This is a genomic window from Margalitia sp. FSL K6-0131 (assembly GCF_038008735.1).
Classification (GTDB): Bacteria; Bacillota; Bacilli; order Bacillales; family Bacillaceae_C; genus Margalitia; species Margalitia shackletonii.
The window spans coordinates 4,144,690-4,165,559 of sequence record NZ_JBBOZS010000001.1; the positions used below are offsets into that span (position 1 = coordinate 4,144,690).

The 20,870-nt window shown below is 35.0% G+C and carries 14 protein-coding genes, 15 tRNA genes and 1 rRNA gene; 2 read left to right on the forward strand and 28 right to left on the reverse strand.

Translation table 11 applies throughout. The features are described from left to right. Positions 1 to 579: 579 nt before the first annotated feature. The 12 genes from NSQ59_RS20275 to NSQ59_RS20330 form a co-directional block, all read right to left on the reverse strand. A complete protein-coding gene (locus tag NSQ59_RS20275; RefSeq protein ID WP_340832525.1) occupies positions 580 to 3,780 on the reverse strand; it encodes an AAA family ATPase in 3,201 nt (1,066 codons plus the stop codon). After that, positions 3,761 to 4,471 carry a hypothetical protein gene (locus tag NSQ59_RS20280; protein ID WP_126649593.1) on the reverse strand — a complete coding sequence of 237 codons (711 nt, stop codon included), beginning with the start codon at positions 4,469 to 4,471 and terminating at the stop codon, positions 3,761 to 3,763. Before NSQ59_RS20280 ends, NSQ59_RS20275 begins: the two co-directional genes overlap by 20 nt. Next, on the reverse strand, positions 4,428 to 5,837 hold the full coding sequence (locus tag NSQ59_RS20285; RefSeq protein ID WP_445669216.1) for a hypothetical protein: 1,410 nt from the start codon (positions 5,835 to 5,837) through the stop codon (positions 4,428 to 4,430). Before NSQ59_RS20285 ends, NSQ59_RS20280 begins: the two co-directional genes overlap by 44 nt. Beyond that, positions 5,813 to 7,090: a DUF2399 domain-containing protein gene (locus tag NSQ59_RS20290; RefSeq protein ID WP_126649592.1), complete on the reverse strand. Its 1,278-nt coding sequence runs from the start codon at positions 7,088 to 7,090 to the stop codon at positions 5,813 to 5,815. Before NSQ59_RS20290 ends, NSQ59_RS20285 begins: the two co-directional genes overlap by 25 nt. Before the next feature lie 183 nt (positions 7,091 to 7,273). Beyond that, entirely contained in the window at positions 7,274 to 7,588 is a 315-nt protein-coding gene (locus tag NSQ59_RS20295) for a type II toxin-antitoxin system PemK/MazF family toxin (protein ID WP_055741065.1), read from the reverse strand. Then, a complete protein-coding gene (locus tag NSQ59_RS20300; RefSeq protein ID WP_163258581.1) occupies positions 7,581 to 7,742 on the reverse strand; it encodes a hypothetical protein in 162 nt (53 codons plus the stop codon). The genes NSQ59_RS20295 and NSQ59_RS20300 overlap by 8 nt, the downstream gene beginning before the upstream one ends. A 263-nt stretch (positions 7,743 to 8,005) precedes the next feature. Further along, positions 8,006 to 9,940: a DUF2075 domain-containing protein gene (locus NSQ59_RS20305; RefSeq protein ID WP_340832527.1), complete on the reverse strand. Its 1,935-nt coding sequence runs from the start codon at positions 9,938 to 9,940 to the stop codon at positions 8,006 to 8,008. Between the two features lie 79 nt (positions 9,941 to 10,019). Then, positions 10,020 to 10,292, reverse strand: coding sequence for a hypothetical protein (locus NSQ59_RS20310; RefSeq protein ID WP_055741067.1), 273 nt, complete (start codon positions 10,290 to 10,292; stop codon positions 10,020 to 10,022). 617 nt (positions 10,293 to 10,909) lie between these two features. Further along, positions 10,910 to 11,314 (reverse strand): GNAT family N-acetyltransferase, encoded by a 405-nt coding sequence (locus NSQ59_RS20315; RefSeq protein WP_340832529.1) that lies wholly within the window; start codon positions 11,312 to 11,314, stop codon positions 10,910 to 10,912. A gap of 215 nt (positions 11,315 to 11,529) precedes the next feature. Continuing rightward, positions 11,530 to 13,506 carry a S9 family peptidase gene (locus NSQ59_RS20320; RefSeq protein WP_340832531.1) on the reverse strand — a complete coding sequence of 659 codons (1,977 nt, stop codon included), beginning with the start codon at positions 13,504 to 13,506 and terminating at the stop codon, positions 11,530 to 11,532. A 958-nt stretch (positions 13,507 to 14,464) separates the two neighbouring features. Next, entirely contained in the window at positions 14,465 to 16,078 is a 1,614-nt protein-coding gene (locus tag NSQ59_RS20325; protein ID WP_340832532.1) for a hypothetical protein, read from the reverse strand. Continuing rightward, entirely contained in the window at positions 16,078 to 17,106 is a 1,029-nt protein-coding gene (locus NSQ59_RS20330) for a hypothetical protein (RefSeq protein ID WP_340832533.1), read from the reverse strand. The genes NSQ59_RS20325 and NSQ59_RS20330 overlap by 1 nt, the downstream gene beginning before the upstream one ends. A gap of 345 nt (positions 17,107 to 17,451) precedes the next feature. Here NSQ59_RS20330 and NSQ59_RS20335 point away from each other — a divergent pair, with 345 nt between their 5' ends. Continuing rightward, a complete protein-coding gene (locus tag NSQ59_RS20335) occupies positions 17,452 to 18,378 on the forward strand; it encodes a hypothetical protein (RefSeq protein WP_340832535.1) in 927 nt (308 codons plus the stop codon). Then, positions 18,300 to 18,890: a transposase gene (locus tag NSQ59_RS20340; RefSeq protein ID WP_340832537.1), complete on the forward strand. Its 591-nt coding sequence runs from the start codon at positions 18,300 to 18,302 to the stop codon at positions 18,888 to 18,890. The genes NSQ59_RS20335 and NSQ59_RS20340 overlap by 79 nt, the downstream gene beginning before the upstream one ends. 323 nt (positions 18,891 to 19,213) lie before the next feature. Here NSQ59_RS20340 and NSQ59_RS20345 read toward each other — a convergent pair. The 16 genes from NSQ59_RS20345 to rrf form a co-directional block, all read right to left on the reverse strand. After that, positions 19,214 to 19,295, reverse strand: a tRNA-Leu gene (locus tag NSQ59_RS20345). Positions 19,296 to 19,304: 9 nt separating this feature from the next. Continuing rightward, positions 19,305 to 19,378, reverse strand: a tRNA-Cys gene (locus NSQ59_RS20350). A gap of 8 nt (positions 19,379 to 19,386) precedes the next feature. Next, positions 19,387 to 19,461 (reverse strand) — tRNA-Gly (locus NSQ59_RS20355). A gap of 6 nt (positions 19,462 to 19,467) precedes the next feature. Beyond that, a tRNA-Gln gene (locus NSQ59_RS20360) sits at positions 19,468 to 19,539 on the reverse strand. A gap of 26 nt (positions 19,540 to 19,565) precedes the next feature. Then, positions 19,566 to 19,641, reverse strand: a tRNA-His gene (locus NSQ59_RS20365). Positions 19,642 to 19,652: 11 nt separating this feature from the next. Further along, positions 19,653 to 19,726, reverse strand: a tRNA-Trp gene (locus NSQ59_RS20370). Positions 19,727 to 19,733: 7 nt separating this feature from the next. After that, positions 19,734 to 19,817 (reverse strand) — tRNA-Tyr (locus NSQ59_RS20375). Between the two features lie 9 nt (positions 19,818 to 19,826). Continuing rightward, positions 19,827 to 19,902, reverse strand: a tRNA-Thr gene (locus NSQ59_RS20380). Positions 19,903 to 20,064: 162 nt separating this feature from the next. After that, positions 20,065 to 20,140: transfer RNA gene (locus NSQ59_RS20385), tRNA-Phe, on the reverse strand. Between the two features lie 23 nt (positions 20,141 to 20,163). Continuing rightward, positions 20,164 to 20,240: transfer RNA gene (locus NSQ59_RS20390), tRNA-Asp, on the reverse strand. Between the two features lie 4 nt (positions 20,241 to 20,244). Beyond that, positions 20,245 to 20,318: transfer RNA gene (locus NSQ59_RS20395), tRNA-Met, on the reverse strand. Positions 20,319 to 20,336: 18 nt separating this feature from the next. Continuing rightward, positions 20,337 to 20,412 (reverse strand) — tRNA-Val (locus NSQ59_RS20400). 21 nt (positions 20,413 to 20,433) lie between these two features. After that, positions 20,434 to 20,508: transfer RNA gene (locus tag NSQ59_RS20405), tRNA-Glu, on the reverse strand. 9 nt (positions 20,509 to 20,517) lie between these two features. After that, positions 20,518 to 20,610, reverse strand: a tRNA-Ser gene (locus tag NSQ59_RS20410). A gap of 3 nt (positions 20,611 to 20,613) precedes the next feature. Beyond that, positions 20,614 to 20,688 (reverse strand) — tRNA-Asn (locus NSQ59_RS20415). A 9-nt stretch (positions 20,689 to 20,697) separates the two neighbouring features. Continuing rightward, a 5S ribosomal RNA gene (gene rrf, locus NSQ59_RS20420) occupies positions 20,698 to 20,814 on the reverse strand. Positions 20,815 to 20,870: the final 56 nt, after the last annotated feature.

The window sequence follows — 20,870 nt, forward strand, 5'->3', positions numbered from 1 at the left end:
TCATCTCCTAATTTGTTTTAGAATTTTAGGCAGATGATTTGTATCAAAAGTAAAGTAACAAAAGAGTGTCCCCCAAGCATTTCTAGAATCCTATACAATTGTTCGACATAAAGACTAAAAATCCTTTTATTTTTAGTTTTAACTGTTTCTGCAAACTTTGTTGTTCTTTGAAGGCAATAAACTAAAATTTGGAGTTAAGGGAAAATACGGTAATTTTATATTATGCTACTAGCTGGAGGTATCAGAAAATAAAAAGGTTCCAAAAAGTATTTTATAAATATTTACAGTTTATTTCTTTGTGCATACTGACTGCTGGACTATTATCTGTATTTATCTTTTATTGGGAAAACATCCATCACTTTGTTTCTTGTTGGATAACTAAATACATGTCCATAGTGGGTTTGAAGGACAAAACTTAGCTGAGTAACAGGAAAGTTGTCCTTCATCCCAGTTATAAGAGATATAACTTTATACAACTTTCCTATGAAATTAGTGGAGAAATATGTGAAAAGTAACTACTGGCCATGCTTGTTACTTACAGTTTTGTAACTTAATAATAACAAAAAATGCCCCCATGTTTCACCTGACACGCTTCACTTTAAACACTGTACTTTTTGGTATATTTGGATTGTGGTGCACGACATATGCTTTCGAGAAACGATACAGGTACTCTTCTTCATGAGATTTTGGAGTAAGAATAATCATTTTTCGTTGCAATTCTTGTTCATATAATCCAAACACTTTTTCTTTTCGCCCTTCATCAAGGGCACTATCAAATTCATCTAGGACAATGTATCCTGGTGATGCCTCGATTGTTTGCAATAACGCCAGTGCAAACAATAAAGAACTGAGTGATTCCTCACCGCCTGATACACCTTTTCCAACTTTACCGCCACGTGCTTTCACACTAACATCTTCTAATTTTCCACGATGACCTTCTTTTCTTGCCTTAATAAAAAGTGTATACCGAATTTGTCCGCGGCGATCGGTGTTCATATCCCACTCAATTTTCCCTTCAAAACCGAATAAAGACATATAGTGAACAAATTTCTGGTTCACACCGATAATCTTCATGTTAATGGTATCTTCCAGTTCATCTTTAAACCGTTCCATTCGTTCTATATATTCTTCTAATAAGATTTTTGATTTTTTCACTTCATTCTCGGACCGATCATATTCTTCCTTCATTTTTGCATAGTTTTCAGGTGCTGCTTCATCAATACCTGTTTGGTTTATCGCAAATTCAAAGGTTGTTTTTCCATTATTGCGTAAATCTTCCGCTTGCGGTTTTGCCAACTCAGTAAAACGCCCCACCTCTTCGTCAAATTTAGCAACTAAGTCTTTTGCGGTTTCTTGAAGCTTTTGTACTTCTTTTCTGGTACGAGAATAACCCTCTTCATTTGATAATCGCTCTTCTGATCTTGTTTTTATTTGCCGCTCCATTTGTTCGATTTCACGGTCCCGACCAAAAAGATCATTCTCTACATCTTCTAGTTTTCTTGATAGCTGTCTTTCGTCACGTCTTTTGGCATCTAATGTAGTGGAAATTTCCTCTAATTGCTTGTTTTTTTCCTTTTTATTTTGATTAAGCCCCATTAGGACGCTCTTTAATCTCTGAACTTCCGCTATTTTTGCTTGTTCTTTACGAAATTGTTGGAAGATTTCTAGATACTCTCGATAAGTTGATAAGGATTGTTCCCATTTAGCTAATGACTTTCTTTGTTCATTTAACTCACTTTGAATGAAGCTGTTTTCATTTTGAATAACTTCTATCGCCTTGCAAACTTTATCAAACTGACTTTGCCGCCATTCTCTTTCATTTTCTTTCGTAAAAAACGCTTCAGCCTCTTTAAGGGACTCTTTCCTGCTAAATAGGATAGAGTTTCGATTGTTGCGTTCATGAATATCCTTTTCAAGTTGAACCTTTTCTTCCTTTATCTGTGTTAGCTCTTCCTCCAGTTTCACCTGCTGGAATTGCAATACTTTTTCGCTTAATATAATTCTTTTTTCCTCTTGTGGTCCCCGAATTCCTTTATCATCCACAAGCTGATCGTTAACAATCAAAGGCTTTTCTTCTTTAAAAAACGAATCTACCCACCAAAGTGCTTTTATTGCGTATGGGTAAAGGCGATCATCCAGATGATCCTTAACCTTTAAATGCTTGTCTGGTAAATGCATGATTGTTTTGTCTGGAATTAGGTTTGGTAAAGATACGTGATAAAGGTCATTAGGCGCTTGAAATACTTTTTTATTAACGAATAATGTATATTTGATTGTATCGAATAAATATTCATCGTGCTGACCCGCTGTCTCATCTAGCTCCACAAGCTCGCGTAACGGGTAAACTTCAATTTGATTCTTTTTAAAAAATTGGATAGACTGCTCCTGACGCGGATTATACACTTTATTATTTTTTAGAAGTGTCAGTTCTTTTTCAATCTTTCTTTCCTTTTCATTCAAATCACGTAATCTATCTTTGTTATACTCGATTTCAAGATTATTTTTATCCATCTCAGCTTGAATGGCATTACTGCTTTGATAGGTGTCGATTAAATCCTTATACTTTCTTTCCTGAACTTTATCCTGATCTATTTCTATAGACAATTTCGCCTGTTCCGGAATTAGATCATTTAACCGATTTGATAGACTCTTTGCCTTTGTAACCATTGCATTTATAGAAGCATCTATCGCATTATATTCCTTTTCTGCTTCCTTTAATCTTACCTTTACTTCATCCTCTGGCATACCAATACGGTCAACCTGTTTTGTGATATCGGCAATTTGTTCAGATATTGATTCGATTATCTCACTAATCTCTTTTATCTGTTTATTTATTCCTTGTACTTCTAGCCCCAATTCATCTTCCCGGTTTTCAAGATTGCGAAGTAGCTCCCTGAACTGTTCAAGCTCTTCCTTTTTCTCTACGGAATGAATTTCTATCTCCCGTTTGGCATCCATTTTTTCCTTTTTATTTGCTAACAATTCTTCAATTTGTACTTGTAAAGAGTCGATTTGTTTTAAATAATATGCTTCCAACCATTTTAATCCTCGGTAATATTGATGAAAGCCTTCTTCACGGCGGCGATTGCGATCATGATACCGATCAAGTTCCATTTTCTTTTGCTTTAAATGCATTTTATTAAGGCCTTGCTTACTTTCAGCTTCTTGCAAACTTTGCTCCGTTTCCTTTACAAGCTCTTTACTTTCTTCCCAATTTTTCTGGATTTTATTGATGCCGTTCATCTCACTAAAAATTCGGAAACGTTCTTCTGGATGCATAATGGCAAACTGATTAACTTCTTTTTGGTACCAAATCAAATAAAAAGCATCTGGGTCGACAGCATACTTATACAGCACCTGATTTTTATACTCCGAAAAATTCAAATTGCCGCCACTAGTAAATTTCGTGGTACGCTCCCATTTGTCGATTTCATCCCCCTCTTCAATATAAAACTCTCGTTTAATGGGGTCACCAGGTTTTTGTTCTATTTCCAGGCGGAATTGTACATATTGAGGTGCATCCACCTTCATTTTCCCTGCATTTTTGAATAAAAGATCAATTTTTGCCCGCCAAGTCTGGTCGGATGGTAGATTATTAGATTTTAGTCCTTCCACGTCCACTTTACTTGAGTAAAGAACCCCACCCATACAAAAGGTTACGGTCGATTTACCCGCTCCGTTAGGGCCGGAGATAAGAATATGATCATGCTCCTCCGATAAATCTAATACGGTTGGAACATAATCTCGAATCCCAGAAAATCTAAGCCTCCAAGGAATCATCCGTCACCCCTCCATTCATGTTGTAGCGTTTAAAGAATCGTAGAACATCCTCCATATGAAGCTGATTCGATTGACTGAACTCGGCATACCTCCGTAAAAACGAATCAGAAAAAAGATGGGCGCCAATCGCGGTTAACTGATACGCCTCTTCATCTGAGTTGGTGTCATAGACTTCAATGGCACCTATTTTTTTCAAGGGGTCAAGATTCACTTGAATTTTCCTTGTTACCTGTAGGGATTCATGACCAAAACTATTGATCAATTGTGAGAACAATGTATACTCATTCTGCAGCACTTCTTGATGATAAAAAATAAACATAAGAATGGCCAAGCTTTCCTTATTTAACACATTTCTGGCCTGTTTTGCGGGAACACGCATCAGTGCCACTACTTGATTCCTCCGTTCATCATAAATCACTTTAAAATAACGGCTAACAGCTTGATTCACTCGCTTTAAAAAAGAGAAAAATGCCTCCTCATTATTTACACCTAGTAATTTCTCCACTTCTTTGCGGGAAAGCCCAAAGTTTCCCATTCGAATCGTAGCAGAAGAGGAAAATAAAATTTGCATAAAAGTAAGCTCTTCTTCCTTCGTTAAAAATCCTTGAATCGACTGTAATGCACTCAAGGGATTATCGTTCATGTATTCATTTTCTTCGTTTTCTAATTGCATAGCTTCCTTGTTTATCATCTGCCCACCTCCAATCTCTTTCTTCCATATGACCTTTTATTTTTCGGTTTGCTTTTTCATCAATATCTGCCTTTTTATTCGCAACTAGCGCAGACACTCCTATTAACCCGTTTAATACATCACTCCACTTGTCAGACCCAGCTTGAATAACTAACTCATCTAATCCCGCTTCTTCTACCTCATCAAGGTATTTTTCAATGTGCTCCGTATGAATCATTTGTTTCGTCATTTGCCATTTTGAATCACCCATTATTTCTTCTAATTGATCCTCCATGATTTCATCTATTTCTTGAAAATCCTCCTCCACCTCTTCCTCAATTGCATCTGTAACAGGTTCATAATTCTCGATATAGTCTATTCCCTCATCAATGGCGTTCGGAGATAAGGGGCTAGCGAATTTAACTGGTGCCCAAAGGCCATCCAACTCTTCGTCCTCATACTGACCTTGTTCCATAAAACTAAGGATTTGATGGGCATTTGGAATTTCTGAACCAATTGGCGGATCAAACGATTGCACGATAAAGTTTCTAAGTAAATCTGGTTGAATCGTTTCAATAAAATCTGTCTCTTGTAGATGTGCGAACTTCAGAATTTTGTTAATGGTGCCAAGGCTAATCTTTGTTCCTTCACTAATTGCAGTCATACCTCTTTGTTTAATAGAAGCAAACACTAATTCCTGATCAAATGTTTCAAATTTGGCCAGACGTTCGACCATTTTCGTTTCCAATTCTTTCATCAATTGATGAATTACTTCTACTTGGGACAATGCATTTCGATCAGCTAAATATTCTAACTCCCTTTCAGTAAGCAGCAAAATGGCTTCTTCTACATTTTTAATCATACTTGCTAATTTATTTCCACCTGAAATACCCTTGTCATCATAGGCTTCACTAATTTCTGCATCTCTCTTTGCTTGGAACAAGGATCTAGCAACATCGTCATTCATATAATAAGCAAGCGAATCATTGGCCAATCGAATTAAAACATCCATCATTCTTTTTCCTAGATCTCGCATCTTTATTCGCTTTGCAGTCTTCGTTATCCAATTAAACTTCCCTAATACATAGGTTAAATGTTTCACATATTCAATAGTCATCTCTTCGTCATAGCCATACGTGTGGCGATACCGATAAAAGAGTGTGTCCTCATTTTCAATCGGATCCGTCATACCAAGCGCTTCTTGATTAATGAGATTAAGTATTCGTATGAAGCGTAATACATTCCTTGGAGCATGAAATGATTCTTTATCACTTAAATCATTTAAAACACCTGCTAATGCAGCCATGTCGCGCATCGTTTGGAGAAGCTCTGGTTTGTCCACATCCATGTTAAAAATAGAGATTAAGGACTTATCCATTTTTTCCACTGTTCTACTCCCCCAATCTCTTGCTCCTGTTCTTCCTTTTGAACCTGTATTGCTTTTTCATACCGTGATTTAAACTCTTCAACATTTACAACTACTTCTAATGGAGGAACAATCCATTTAATTATTACCTGACATTTTTCTACGGTTTCTCCTACATTTTTCGCAATAGTGAGTCCTGCTTCATCAACATCCGTCCAAATAATCACTTGTTTCACATTGGAAACAAGCTGTTCAATCAATCTTCGGTGTGCAGACCTTAACTGGCCATCGATTCCTAATACAAGACTCTTTGAATCTAATAAAAAGTCCTTTTCATATGCCATCCGTGTTAAAATCCCTCGATTTTCAACCAACCACAAAACTTGCGCGTCTGTTTGAAAATCCTCGGTAAAAACCGCTATATCTGTTGTTGCATGAATTGGTCCATAGTCGTATGAGACGCTTTCCCCATGCATTGGTCCAGTAAAATAAATCGGGGTAATCGTACCTAAACTGCTTAGCCCGAGTAAATGCAGTGGATACTCAAGCAGTTCTTCAGCACCCTCAATGAATTCCTTTTTATAGGAATCGAATTCCTTTGAGCCCCCAATTTTCCGATAATACCTTGCTCCAATCTGCTTCCAATCAAAATGATGTTCGACCATTGAAATTTGATAAAAGGCAACTAAAAAGTGTAAAAATAACAGTTGTTTTTGAAACCTCCAAGTAGAATTACTGTGGTTTATTCTATCTGCTGTTACCATTTCATCTAAAATATCTTTTAATCTATTGAGTATTTCTTTACGTCTAAGGTTAAATGAAGAAGGGGATTTCTTTATTTTATTCCATTGATTTTTCCATTCGAGGATGGATTCCATTTTCTCTGTTTCTCTCTCATCCTCTATTTGCTTTTTATAACGGAATAAAGATAAGCCCATTCGATACTGTTCACTTTTCACCGTTCGCTCGTCTTTTGCCAAGCGATACTCTCGAATGATCCATCCGTTTCGAATCCACTCATACGTTTCATTTGTAAGTTCGAATGGTTTCTTTGTCTTTGGGCTTGTAAAATTTTTAACCAAATTATCTGGTGGAACATTTTGGTTATGAACCCCCACCGTCAACATCGCAACCGTCCTTCTAGTTCGGGCAGTCTTTTTTACAACAGGAATATCCATAATTCCATTATTCTCTCTAATATCTAGTAAGTTAAGTTCCTCATTTTTCAATAAAATATATTCATACAAATAATCTTTCCATGCATTATTTATCAAACTTTAGTCCCCCTCTAACGTACTTTTATTTTATCATAGAGCAAGGATTGACTTTCTTTCAAAAGAAATAACAATTTATGTAAATTGGACATATTCATTTTGGGAATGTAACTTTCAAACAACGTAAAAAACGGGAGAGCAATTCCTCACTTTCCCGCATCAATTATTTTGTAAATACATTAATTAAAAATAGCTTCGTATTGTGGTTAACACTCTATCTAAATCATGTTCATGTAACTTTCCGATTTTAAATAATAACTCTTTAAAATGTACCGTGTTTAATTTTGAACATCTGACAACAGAAGGTTTATCTAATCCTGCTTCTTTCCAATATTCTATGATAACATCAAATTCATTTCTTGCATGTTGACTTGTAACTGTCGCAATCAAATGATCTAATTCTACAATTACATTTTCATTACTCACAATTACGACTGGTCTTCTTTTTCCATTTAACTCTACAGTCCAAACCTCTCCGCGTTTGCCTGTCTTACTCATCTTCTTTACCCCAAAACATTTCTTCTTTCTCTTTTATTATTTGCTCTTTAGGAGGTCTGCTATCAAAGTAATTATCAAATAACATATTGAGTAATTTTATCCGTTCCCCATTATCCATTTCTTTAATTGCTTTCATGATCTCATCAGCAGTCATTTATAACCACCTCATTTTTGAATAAATTGATTTTAATCAATTATACAGTAGTATTAAATATTAATGAAACATTAAGCAAACGTTAAAACAGAGTAAAGTAAAAGTATCGATGAAGCTAGTATCTTTCGGGGATATATTTTAATTGTGGTGCCTTCCCCCTAGTGCGTTATACTTAATTTACTAAGGGGTTGACACCAAATTTTGGGGATTGTTCTCAATTTAGTTGCCAATAGATAATCTATATCAATTTTAAATAAATGTTTTTAATTATAACCTTCTGTATTCTCTGCTACTTTAGATACCAAACTCGGCGATAAATCATCATATGCTAATGTCTTTATAAGACGGTTTTGGAAGTAATTGTTCAGCATTGGGTCAGTACAAAAGATAAAGCAGCCTTTTTGTCCGCGTGTCATAAGAGTTCGATATGTATTCCTAATAATTTGATCTGCAATGGCTTTAGCTCGTTCTGAATCTTCTTTTTCTATTTTCTTAATCCCTTTTAAAGATTGATCCGTTTTTGCACGTTTTGTGAAGTCTGTAATTACTTCGTGATTTTCAAATCTCATGTCTGGTCCAATGATCACCCCTACATAATCAAACTCTAAACCTTGTGAGGTATGAATACATCCCGCTTCACTAACAGAATCCTGATCAATAGCCCAGATACTATCTTGTAGATTCCAGCTTATTTCAAAATCAAATTCTGGAATTACGATATCTTTATGCTCTGTATTATTTCTCTCAGCAGTGGGCCATTCCCAACAGTAACCGGCCAACATTCGAGATTTATTATTTTCCTTATTTAATTTTTCAATTTCATATAACATATCATGCGGGTTATCGTACACACGAAAATCATAGTCTACACCATAATAATCATTGTTTGCTGTTTCCCGAATTTGAAGAACATCATCTAACCAGGAAATGTATGCATCTGATCCGTCACACCGAAATTGTGATACTAGCTTTCCTCTGATAATATCAGCATCAAACTCTTTTGCATATTTCTCAATTAGATCCACACTACCAATATCCTTTAAGGTTACCTTTTGGTTTTCGTCAATAAAAAATATAGTAAATTTTGATGCATGAATTAATTCCTTTACTTGATTTTCTCCCTTGTTCCCATAAAAACCGGACTTTTCATTTAAGCGATGCGCCTCATCAACGATAATGACATCAAACTCATTTAATTTTGAAACGGTAAAACTTCCCGATCCCTTAAATAAATTATCAATTTCCGTTTTTCTGATTGTGCCTTTTAATTTCGATGCATACACCTCTCTAGGCGCTGAATTTTTTGAAACATATAAGGTCATTAAATCTTGATTAAGCAGATTTACTAAAAGATTAACCGCCATTACTGATTTTCCAGTTCCAGGACCACCTTCAATGACCATTACTTGTTTCTTATTATTTTTCACACAATCTATTGCCAGATGAAATGCTTCTTCATAGAACACTTTTTGTTCGTCAATCATGATAAATTCTTCATTCCCTTTTAACATAAGAGTAAGGGAATCCTGCAAAGATTTTGAAGGACGAATTCTACCGTGCTCGATTTGATAAATCAACTTATTTTGGTCACCTATCCGAACATATTTTTTAATAAAATCTCTTAATTTCTGAATCTCCCCTTTTGCAAATACTGGGGCTTTCATCAAATGCTCTTGATAATGTTTATCTGTTAATGGATCATTTTCACTTTTTCTATAATTATGTAAATATGCACACGGCTTTAACTCTATTTGTTGTTTCTGAACATTTTCATTAAAATCATTTATTAATGCGGCATATGACCATGCCTGATAGGAAGGATGCGTAACAGCCCTTTTAGAACCTCCGAGGTAAGTATTAACTAGAGCATCCTTACTTGTTATTTTTTCTACTTCTGTCCATTGTTTTAATTCGATAATCACCACATGATCTTTTTTTCCGTCATTACCAGCTACAATAAAATCTACGCGTTTGGATGTGTTAGGAATTTTGAATTCTATGGCAACTGCTGCATCCTGAGGGATATCCTTATCTTGCATAACGTTTGACATTCTTTGGAGGGAATTCTCCCATGATAAAATTTCCTGCTTAGATGTACGACCTATCTTTTCTTGATAAGAAGTATATAAACGTTCAACTAATAATTCATTTGTAACGTCTGAAATAAATTCAGATTTAGTAGCTTCATATATAATCAATGTTTTCTATCCCCTATTTACGATTCTAGTTATATATCATTAATAATACATAAAAACCCACCGTATATGGTGGGTAATACTATTTATGTCTTACTGTATTCCACAACACCTTTTTAGTTGTTAATGTTCTAGTACATCTATAGTTACTATTATATTGTTTTATAAGAGAAACAATTTTAGCTTTTGATTTCCCCGAAACTTTACTTGTCGGATGATGAAACATATAAACACAATCACTTGTCCTAAAATGTCCACCTAACCTATCTGTTCTACCGGAATGAGCGGATGCACTATTCACACTAAAAGTTAAGAAAAATACCCCAATAATTATCGTTGTAATGACTTTTTTCAAAAATCTCCCTCCCTAAATTCAAATATACATATATTAAGACTATTTTGTAAATAATAGAAAAATGATTTTCTTTATAAAAAAAAACAGCTCTACACAAAGCGTTAGGGCTGTTCTCAAACAGTTAACTCCTTAAGATGCATGCTTTTTAGGCGGAGATTTTCCGGTTAATGTATAGATAGGAGGCTTTTGAAGCAGAAATAAGCGGAGATTTTCCGATTAACTTGCTCTAAATAAGAAGAAATCCAAAGAATTGGATAACATAACCGGAAAAACTTCCTTTATTTTTAAGGAAATATGGGTATTTCCCAAATTTAAGCGGAATTATTCCGTTTATTTTTCAAACACTGTGGAATCAACATTCTGTTATAACAGACATCCATGCAAAAAAATTTGCACATCAATGAATGAAATATCTGTTTTTAGCAATTCAATTATTAGATAGAGAATATCTATTCGGAAGATTTTGCTTTTGAATTAGTTTTATACAAGTTTAATGAGACGCAAAAAGCATGGCGAATTTATATTACCATGCTTTTTTGTTTTCTTATTTAACCTTTTTTACTTTTTATCTTCAAAAGAGAACTCGTTACACTACATGTATTCATTTTAATCTTATTTTAACTTCCTGATTGCCTTTGATAGTTCCTAAAAAGCATACTATTGCCCTTCATCATACCGAATTTTTCATAAAAAGGAACCAAGTCATCGTCACAACATAAATCAATCATATATATGTTATCAAGTTCTTTTAGCATCTGCTTGACTAATTCTTTGCCAATACCTTTATTCTTGTATTCCGGTAAAACCTCAAGAAGTGGAATGTAAGCCGAAAGAATTCCATCACTAATAGCGGTTATAAATCCAACTACTTGAGTCGTATTATCATCCATCGCAAGAACCACTTTACTACTTTTTTTTAAGAGGTTTAAATGTGTTTGTGGACTTGGCGGGTTAGGCCAGCCTACAAAGAAACCTTTAAGCATATTAGAGGATATACCCTCGAGTGAGTTTTTAAATATCATACTATACCATCTCCTAATTTGTTTTAGAATTTTAGGCAGATGATTTGTATCAAAAGTAAAGTAACAAAAGAGTGTCCCCCAAGCATTTCTAGAATCCTATACAATTGTTCGACATAAAATCTAAAAATCCTTTTAGTTTTAACTATTTTCGCAAACTTTGTTGTTCACCAGATATCTTTTCAACCTTAATTCAAAGTTTACGTAAAGAGCTTTTGTTAATATACCCGTTCTTCATCCAGCGGTTCTCCTAAAATATAATGAGAGAACCAATCTAAATTCTGCTTAAGAATCGCTCGATTTAATCCTGGTTTCGTCGATCCATGCTGCATGCCTTTATATATCACTAACTTTGTATCAACACCGACGTCTTTTAAACCCCGGTATAGTTCATAAGCATTGGGAACAGGAACTCGCGGGTCCACTTCTCCATGCTGAATTAAAGTTGGTGTGGTGGCATTATTGATATAGGTCATCGGTGATGTTTCGCGATAAATGGCTTCATCCTTCCACGGATCCGATCCTAAATAGAAACGCGTAAAGTGGGTAATATCGGTATTGACATAGTAAGTCATCCAGTTGGAAATTCCTGCGCCAACAGATATTGCCTTAAATCGATTGCTATAAGTGGCACAGAATGCAGATATGTATCCCCCTTGACTCCATCCTAAAATACCAACTTTCTCAGGGTCTACACCTCTTGTTTCGATGAGGTAGTCAACTCCAGATATAACATCTTCATAGTCCCCAAGCCCAAGCTTTCGAATGTTCGCTTTTCGGAACGTCTCACCATATCCAGCACTGCCTCGGTAATTAGGCTCAAGCACTAAGAAACCTTTTTCCACAAATGATTCAATTGGTTGATATTTGTGTGTAGTCGGTGTGGCAAAGGATGTCCCAGTCGGCCCACCGTGGACAGCAACGATCAGTGGATAGGACTTAGATGGATCGTAATCGACAGGTAGTGAAAGGACTCCTTCAATTTCTAACCCGTCTTTCGTTTTCCAGCTAATTACTTCTTTCTTACTTTTCAATTTTCCTTCATATAACTTATATTGATCCGTTATTTTCTGATCATTAACATAAACTTCGGCTGCTTGTTCAGATGTCGCTTTTACGCAAACAAAAACATCCCCATCCGTTGTAATCGCTGGACTAGTCGCAACCATGTCTTCCTCGTCAACTAGATAAAGTAACTCATCCTCTTCTGAAACAAGACCTGCTAAAATATTTGTCTTGGCTTGCCAGGAAATGAGAATACCACGATTTGTCCACACAATAGGGAAAATATTCTCATCAATCTGCTTAGCAAGGCGAGTCGTTTCTTTTCTTTCCAAATGATAGGTTTCTAGAATCATGTTGTTAAAAAAGGCTTTTTCCTCTAAAAAACGTGTATAACAAATTTTAGAACCATCAGGTGAAAATAACACATTCCCAGCAAGTAGTGGTGACACATCTAATGTGGTGATTCCTTTCGTCTCCACATCTAGCATATAAAGAGTCTGCTCAAGATGATCTATTATACGAGGGGTAGGTGTCCCAATAAATACAACTCTTTTCCCATCTGGAGAAACATCAAACCCCTGAATGTGAACATCTAAATCGCTTATTAGGGCAATGGCTTTTTCATCATTCTTTTCACGTAAATCTTTTGGATAATGGTTCCACATTCTATTTTGGCTATTTCCAACTTCCAAATAATAAAGCATATTGTACTCAAAATCTTCATCTATATAACTAAATTCACCATACATTTCCTTACGCTTCTTTTGTTTCTCTGATTCCCCGCGCTGTGTAATATAAAAGATTCCTTTTCCATCCGGTGACCATTTAAAACTATCAACATTATTTTCTGAATATGTAACTTGGATACGGTCAACCTGATCACTCGAATGTAGAAAAATTTGTTTTCTTTTTTTATCCCCTTCTCCTACAAAACTTAAATAAGCAAGCTGCTGAGAATTCGGGGACCACCGTGGATGCATACTTTCAATATTGCCAGCGGTTACAGGGTAATGTGTCTCTTTTTGCCTATCATAAACCCAAACATGCTGCGGATAGGAGTTACCATCCCAGTCCGAGGTTTGCTTAACATAGGCTACTTTCTTTCCATCAGGACAAATAGCTGTATCCCTAAATTGAGGTAATGATATAACTTCTTCAATGGTTAAATACCTTAGCTCATTGTTACTCATTTCTTTCTCCTCCTAATTTATATTTATCTATTAATCTATTCGACATTTGTTTAAAAAAATCATCTTTAACTTAAAAAGTTTATTTAGTGGGACTGAGGGTCAGGCACCTTATCCCTCGTGGTGCAGGGAAAAATCCCTGTCATCCTGGGTGACGAAACTCTACACTATTCATTTGGATAAAACATTAAATAAAATGAGTAATTTTTACTCATCTAAATTATCAATTGTGTTCTTTAATTGATTAAATATAAGGGGTGCAGAAATATTTTGAAGAGAAGATAAGGTAATCGTTTTTTGAATTGGTAATTGTCGGTTCAAAACTTTTGTTAAAACAACATAGAATTCCCATTGATGAGAGTCTGTTGGATTAACAATGTTTTCATTCTGTTCTTTCAAAATACAGAATACAAATATATCTGCATTCCTTCTAGGTTCCGGGCTGTATTGATTTGTTGTGTAGTCGTACTCCTTCTTTGCACTTATATCGAAACTTATTTTGAATGGTTTTCCACTATACCACGATTGTATATAAGCAGCGGACTTTACCTCTATTTTTTTACTCTTGTATTGTAAATCATAGGCGTCCCATACTATTCTCGAATCGTTTAGTGATCCAATAGTTGCACCAACTAAAAATTCAGCAAATATACCTCTTAATGAGTTAGTAAGTATATTGGAAAATCCCCATTTTCAAAAATCTAAAATGGTTAATTCAGTACAGGATATAACAGTATCCTGATTTAATGGGAATTCATTTTTCAAGCTATTCACTCCTTTACTAATCCTATATTTGTTTTCCGCTTAACGTAAGAATGACATAGTGGTCGAGGTCGAAATTAAGTCGGAAAGCCTTATATTACAAGGATTCCGACTTTTTATGTGTAAAAATTGTGAAAAACACTTCAACTATACTACAATTGACAAGTAGTCTTATTAAAATACTTAATGAATTAACTTATTAAATATTTAAAGAAAAATTCAAAAGGATTTTTTTAAACTCGTATACATACCTTGATTGGAGAATTTTACTTGGAGAATGGTTAGAATAATCAATATGATTAATAAAATCAAACTCTTTTTTATCATATTTTCCAATTTCTTCACTCTTTAATGTGGTTGTAAATATTACTTGATTATTCAACTCGCGAAATAAATCTAAAATAACTTTTTCTTTTTCAGTCGATAAATCTTCTGCACGGAATGAATCGACAACAATTGGATAATCATGATTTAGTATTTTGGCTAGAGAATAAACTTTTACTAAGTGATAAATAGTTTGTTCACTACCAGAATAAACTTCTGTTTTTTTAGTAAAAATGCTATCGAACTCCAAATTACCCGAGGGATCCACCAATTTATAATTTTCATTCATTTTGCTAAGAATTGCATTTAATAGGTTATGTTGTTGCTCCTTAACAACTTCTATGTCATTTGAGGCTTCTTTCATTTGATTTTCTAATTTGTTTATATTATCTTCGATGGAATTTAATTTGTTCTCAGCATCTGAAACACTATACACATCATCTTTATATGCAATTAAAGATTCTAAAGAAATTTCTTCAACAGATAATAATTCTTTTAGTTTAGCTTGTTCACTATTAATTAATAAAGTTATACGCTCAACTTCTTCTTCATAATCATCAATTTTATTATTAATTGATTCTATGATTTGTTTTCGTATTTCCGGAGTTGATACATCAAAAGAATACATTTGCTGAGGAGATGCTTTATAGCCAATATGATTGGACCCACAGTCTAAACAAACTAACTCACCTGATTCTAAATTTCTATTTAAAGAATTTAATTCTTTAATTGTTATTTCACATTTTAATTTTCTATTTATATTTTTGTTACGATCTTTATGTAATTCCGTTAATTTATCTTTAACTTTTTCAATTTTTTCAAGATGATTTTTAAAATTAATCCTGTCATTAGCGCTACTTAAATATGAAATAGGCTTCTTCTGGGATTTCAAAATTTTTGATTGCTGTAGTATAAGTTTCTTCTCATCTTTTAAATTCGAAATCTTTCGTTTTATGTTGTTAATGTTATCAAAATCCGCAATACTATGCTTTATTCCAGCTATAGAATAAAGCATAGTATTGAAATCCTCTTTATTGTACAATCCTTTATTAGCAATATTAGAAGTATCTTTTTTATCTTGCCCTACAAAAGAAACCTGCAAGTAAAGTTCAGGGTCAACTATTCGTGTGAAATTATTCTTTGTTATTATCGGCAAATGCATTATATCTTTATGCCAATATCGCTTCAATTCCGATACATTTTCAAAAAGCAACAATGATTCATTGAATTGAATAAAAAATAAGTCCTTGTTTCTACAGATTTTATAAATGGTATTATTATGAAGAAATTCGACTACATAATAATAATTAGTGTAATTGAAGGTTGAAGGGAATACAGGATTATTGCCTAGTGCGTACATCATTCCTTGTATCAAAATAGTCTTCCCTCTATTGTTATCTTCACTAGAAATAATATTCATTTTCTCAGAAAATCTATCTTCAATAAATGCTTCTTGCTCATTGCCAATAGCAACTTTTTTTATTAACATTATTCAATACCATCCTTAATTAAAGAAATAAAATACTTTAATGAAATCACATCAAAATCGTAACATTGTTCCAATATATCGTGATCTAATTTATCATAAATAACATTTACATTGTCCGAAGGATTTTGAATTATTGTTGAATATGTATTTTCAAATAGTCTCCAAAAAGTATTAGCGTTATTTTTATTAAACAATGCTCTAGATAATGCTAATCTACTTTCTAAAATCACATCTTTTTTCCTTTCATCTGGGACACTATTTAAAATAAGATAGAATGGCAACGGAGGTCCCTTCTCAAAAAGATCTCTGTTAATAATCCGCGAAATTGTTAATAATCTAATCTCTCCAGCAGTTAAATGCCTTGAATAATTCAATGCTTCATGTGAAGTTTCAATTGTAATATTTTCCACGACGCTGGAATTTTTTTTACTTGCTTGTTTATCTCTAATTTCATTAAAAATACCATTTAATACTTCTTCATTAGGAATTAACTTTGTATGGGTTTTTATAATGGATTTCACATATTCATAGGGCTTTTTATCATCAACAACAAATTGAATTTTACTTATAAATTCATCTAGCTCTTTATCACTAATGTTCGTATTATCTATGTAAGTTTTATCATTACACTCTTCTAATAAACCCTGTTTCATCTTTTTAAGCGCTTCCGGTTGAATATTTTGAATATCAAAAACATTTTTGGTTTGGTCTACTCTTACAGTAGGTGAAACTCCACCTAAAAATAATACAAAACAATCGAAATTAAAGTCACTTCTATAATTTTTAAATAAAGTAACAAGTTCTTTCCCTAGTGTTTTAGGGGAAGAACTTTTTGCACCTTTCGACTGTATATCCCACATTTTTCTGCCAGTTCTATTCATGCCGGTTAAATCATTAAAAAAATCTACAACATAATAATAGACTTCCGGACTATCTACTCTGAAATTCATTAAGTATAAAAGTGCTTTCGTTTCATATTCAGCACCAGATGGTCTAAGTTTTTCCGAAGACTGGATCGTATATGGCATAGATAAAATCCTCTCAATTAATATATTAATTCCATTATAATACATATCTTGCCATCTTTATAGGTTCTTTGAAAATGCTGGTAATGTTCGGATGATCGAATAAAAGTGTAAGAATCCATTATTTAACCAATATAAATTGTTATAACAACATTTCCATACTCCTCTTCTCAATACTTATTACAACAAGACTTTCTCCATTTCGAACGTTGTGTAATTCCTAACTAATTTTATTTTCTAATAAGGAAAGACTGTATTAATTGCAATTGATTTAAATTTGTAAATATAAATAGAATTTGTTAATATAAATAATAGAACATATGTTTCGTAATGAAGGAGGTGAATAATATGAGCCTAACCTACACCAAGAAAATTCAAATTGAGTTCTCCAAAAATGATGAAATTATACTAGACGGACAGAGCAAAATTTGCAATTGGTTATATAATCAACTATTAGATGCTTGCCAAAAGGATTACTATGAAAATAATAATTCTTTAAAACTACTAGAAGGAAGAAACCTGCGTAATTATGGAGTCTCTCTAAAGAAAAGTCATCCATTTTTGAATTCAGTCTTTTCCTCTGTATTAAAGGAACCATCTACAAGATTGCTTAAAGCCTATAAGAGCTTTTTTAAAGGTGATTCCAGATATCCTAAACACAGAAGCTGGAAGAATAAATGGTTTAGTCTAGTTTTTGATGAACCAAACAAAGGATGGGAAATTCTAAAGGAAGGAAAAGCAGTTTCTATTTCATTAGGCAATGTACCTGGATTAGCAAAACAAAAAGGTAAAAAGAATCCTTCGATTATTGGAAAGTTGAAAGAAAAAGTAGAGTTAGGTGATGAAGAAAAATTTAAAACGTTTAGCCTTTGCAAACAACAAGGGAATAAATTCTTTGCAATTTTCACCGTAGAACGCCGCTCGAAGACAGAAATGGAATATAAAAAAACAATGTCAAAATATCGAATTCAGTGCAAACAGTCTAAAAAGTTAAATGAACCCTCACCTCAAAAACCTTCATTAATAAAACAAGAAACCAATATTCCAGATAATTTGAAATGGATTTCCTTGGATCCAAATCATAAGAATTTCTTTGTCGGTGTTGACTATGAAGGTAATTCTATTGAGTTTAAGAAACTTCTAATGATTAATTATTGGGACAAAAAAATAGATCAAATAAAAGCCAAACGAGATATTTGCAAAAAACAATACAAAATGAAAAAAGCAAATATGGAAATTCTTATACCATTCACAGTCCACGATGGAATAAATTAAACTCTGCAGTAAATAGGGCTTACAACAAACGTCGAGAACAAATTAAGACAGCGTTGTATTCTATTGCCCATGCTTTATACGATAGATACGATCTAGTTATAATTGGTGACTATACTCCAAACAATAAACATGCACCGTATAAAAATATGAAACGAAGTATGTTAAACCAAGAACAAATTGGTAAATTTCGTACTATTTTAAAATGGGTTGCAACGAAACGTGGCAAATATTTTTTAATATCCGATGAATTTAACACTACTAAAGAATGTTGTGTTTGCGGATACATGAGAAAAAGAGAGCCACAAATTCGCAGCTTTACATGTGAAAAATGTGGAACCCTTTTAATGAGAGATATTAATTCAAGTGTCAATATCGGAAAAAAGGTTGGATATAAATTAAATATTGCTTATTATAAGCATAAACTTCAAAACTTTACCTATTTAGGAAAAGCGCCATATGGAAGAAAAATATTATGGGTGAAAAATAATCTATCTTTGCCTTGCTTAGGCTAGTTAAGGTTAGATAAGTTAAAATAATCTTAACTATACTTGTAACAACATAAGTTGTTCTGCCAACAAGACCTACACACTTTTTCATAGTCTTGACTTGGAGAAAAGATTTATACTCGGGTGTGACATTTATATTCTGCTTTATACAGAAAATAAATGATGAGGAAAATCAAAGCAGTCGAACCGACACTCGTTTTATTAAAACATGTCTCGAATATAATTAAATGTTTGATTTCTAATTAATCGTATCAAAAAATAATGCAAAAGAAAAAGTCCCTGATATACATTTTATATTAAATGCATATCAGGGACTTTCACTATTATGATACCGGTGACCAGGGTCGAACTGGTACTCCCGAAGGAACACGATTTTGAGTCGTGCGCGTCTGCCAATTCCGCCACACCGGCACAATATTATGGAGGCGGCAACCGGATTCGAACCGGTGGTAAAGGTTTTGCAGACCTCTGCCTTACCACTTGGCTATGCCGCCATTTTGTTTGGAGCGGAAGACGGGATTCGAACCCGCGACCCCCACCTTGGCAAGGTGGTGTTCTACCACTGAACTACTTCCGCATAAAGCTGGGCTAGCTGGATTCGAACCAGCGAGTGACGGAGTCAAAGTCCGTTGCCTTACCGCTTGGCTATAGCCCAATAATAAAGCTAATTTAACAATTTTATGGGGCGACTAGTGGGGATCGAACCCACGTATGCCGGAGCCACAATCCGGTGCGTTAACCACTTCGCCATAGCCGCCATAATCTTATTGGCAGGGGCAGTAGGAATCGAACCCACACTGAAGGTTTTGGAGACCTTAGTTCTACCTTTAAACTATGCCCCTATGAAAATGGTGGAGGGGGACGGATTCGAACCGCCGAACCCGAAGGAGCGGATTTACAGTCCGCCGCGTTTAGCCACTTCGCTACCCCTCCGAAACCTACTGGTGCCGGCCAGAGGACTTGAACCCCCAACCTACTGATTACAAGTCAGTTGCTCTACCAATTGAGCTAGGCCGGCAATATTAAGATATAACCTGCTAATATGTTATTGCAATATACCTGTCGTCCAGCTCTCAGAAAGATTATTCAAGTAGCAGCTCGAGCTGTACGCTGAAGCAATGCTTCGAAGCATATTCGATCGTGCTCTACCAATTGAGCTAGGCCGGCATATTAAATTAAATGGTGGCTCAGGACGGAATCGAACCGCCGACACAAGGATTTTCAGTCCTTTGCTCTACCGACTGAGCTACTGAGCCTATGTACCTATTTTTTAAAAAAATGGCGGTCTGGACGGGACTCGAACCCGCGACCTCCTGCGTGACAGGCAGGCATTCTAACCAGCTGAACTACCAGACCATTATTGCGGGGGCAGGATTTGAACCTGCGACCTTCGGGTTATGAGCCCGACGAGCTACCGGACTGCTCCACCCCGCGACGATTATAAATGTTATATGGTGGAGGATGACGGGATCGAACCGCCGACCCCCTGCTTGTAAGGCAGGTGCTCTCCCAGCTGAGCTAATCCTCCGTTATTTACTTTTTATATTAATGGTGACCCGTACGGGATTCGAACCCGTGTTACCGCCGTGAAAGGGCGGTGTCTTAACCGCTTGACCAACGGGCCACATATATCTGGCGGAGAGCAAGGGATTTGAACCCTTGAGACAGGTTTTGCCCGCCTACACGATTTCCAATCGTGCTCCTTCGGCCACTCGGACAGCTCTCCGTATGGCTCCACAGGTAGGACTCGAACCTACGACCGATCGGTTAACAGCCGATAGCTCTACCACTGAGCTACTGTGGAATAATGCCAGCTTGGCGACGTCCTACTCTTGCAGGGGGAGAGCCCCCAACTACCATCGGCGCTGAGAAGCTTAACTTCCGTGTTCGGGATGGGAACGGGTGTGACCTTCTCGCAATAGCCACCAAACCATGTGACATATATTATTATATATGATTTTGGGATAATTTCAATATAAAATTGAA

Bases quoted from the DNA above. Each gene is read 5' to 3' on its own strand.
- NSQ59_RS20300 (WP_163258581.1), bottom strand. From the start codon at position 7,742: ATGACTGCTGATGAGATCATGAAAGCAATTAAAGAAATGGATAATGGG.
- NSQ59_RS20335 (WP_340832535.1), top strand. From the start codon at position 17,452: ATGAGCCTAACCTACACCAAGAAAATTCAAATTGAGTTCTCCAAAAAT.
- NSQ59_RS20325 (WP_340832532.1), bottom strand. From the start codon at position 16,078: ATGTTAATAAAAAAAGTTGCTATTGGCAATGAGCAAGAAGCATTTATT.
- NSQ59_RS20320 (WP_340832531.1), bottom strand. From the start codon at position 13,506: ATGAGTAACAATGAGCTAAGGTATTTAACCATTGAAGAAGTTATATCA.
- NSQ59_RS20330 (WP_340832533.1), bottom strand. From the start codon at position 17,106: ATGCCATATACGATCCAGTCTTCGGAAAAACTTAGACCATCTGGTGCT.
- NSQ59_RS20275 (WP_340832525.1), bottom strand. From the start codon at position 3,780: ATGATTCCTTGGAGGCTTAGATTTTCTGGGATTCGAGATTATGTTCCA.
- NSQ59_RS20280 (WP_126649593.1), bottom strand. From the start codon at position 4,471: ATGATAAACAAGGAAGCTATGCAATTAGAAAACGAAGAAAATGAATAC.
- NSQ59_RS20315 (WP_340832529.1), bottom strand. From the start codon at position 11,314: ATGATATTTAAAAACTCACTCGAGGGTATATCCTCTAATATGCTTAAA.
- NSQ59_RS20295 (WP_055741065.1), bottom strand. From the start codon at position 7,588: ATGAGTAAGACAGGCAAACGCGGAGAGGTTTGGACTGTAGAGTTAAAT.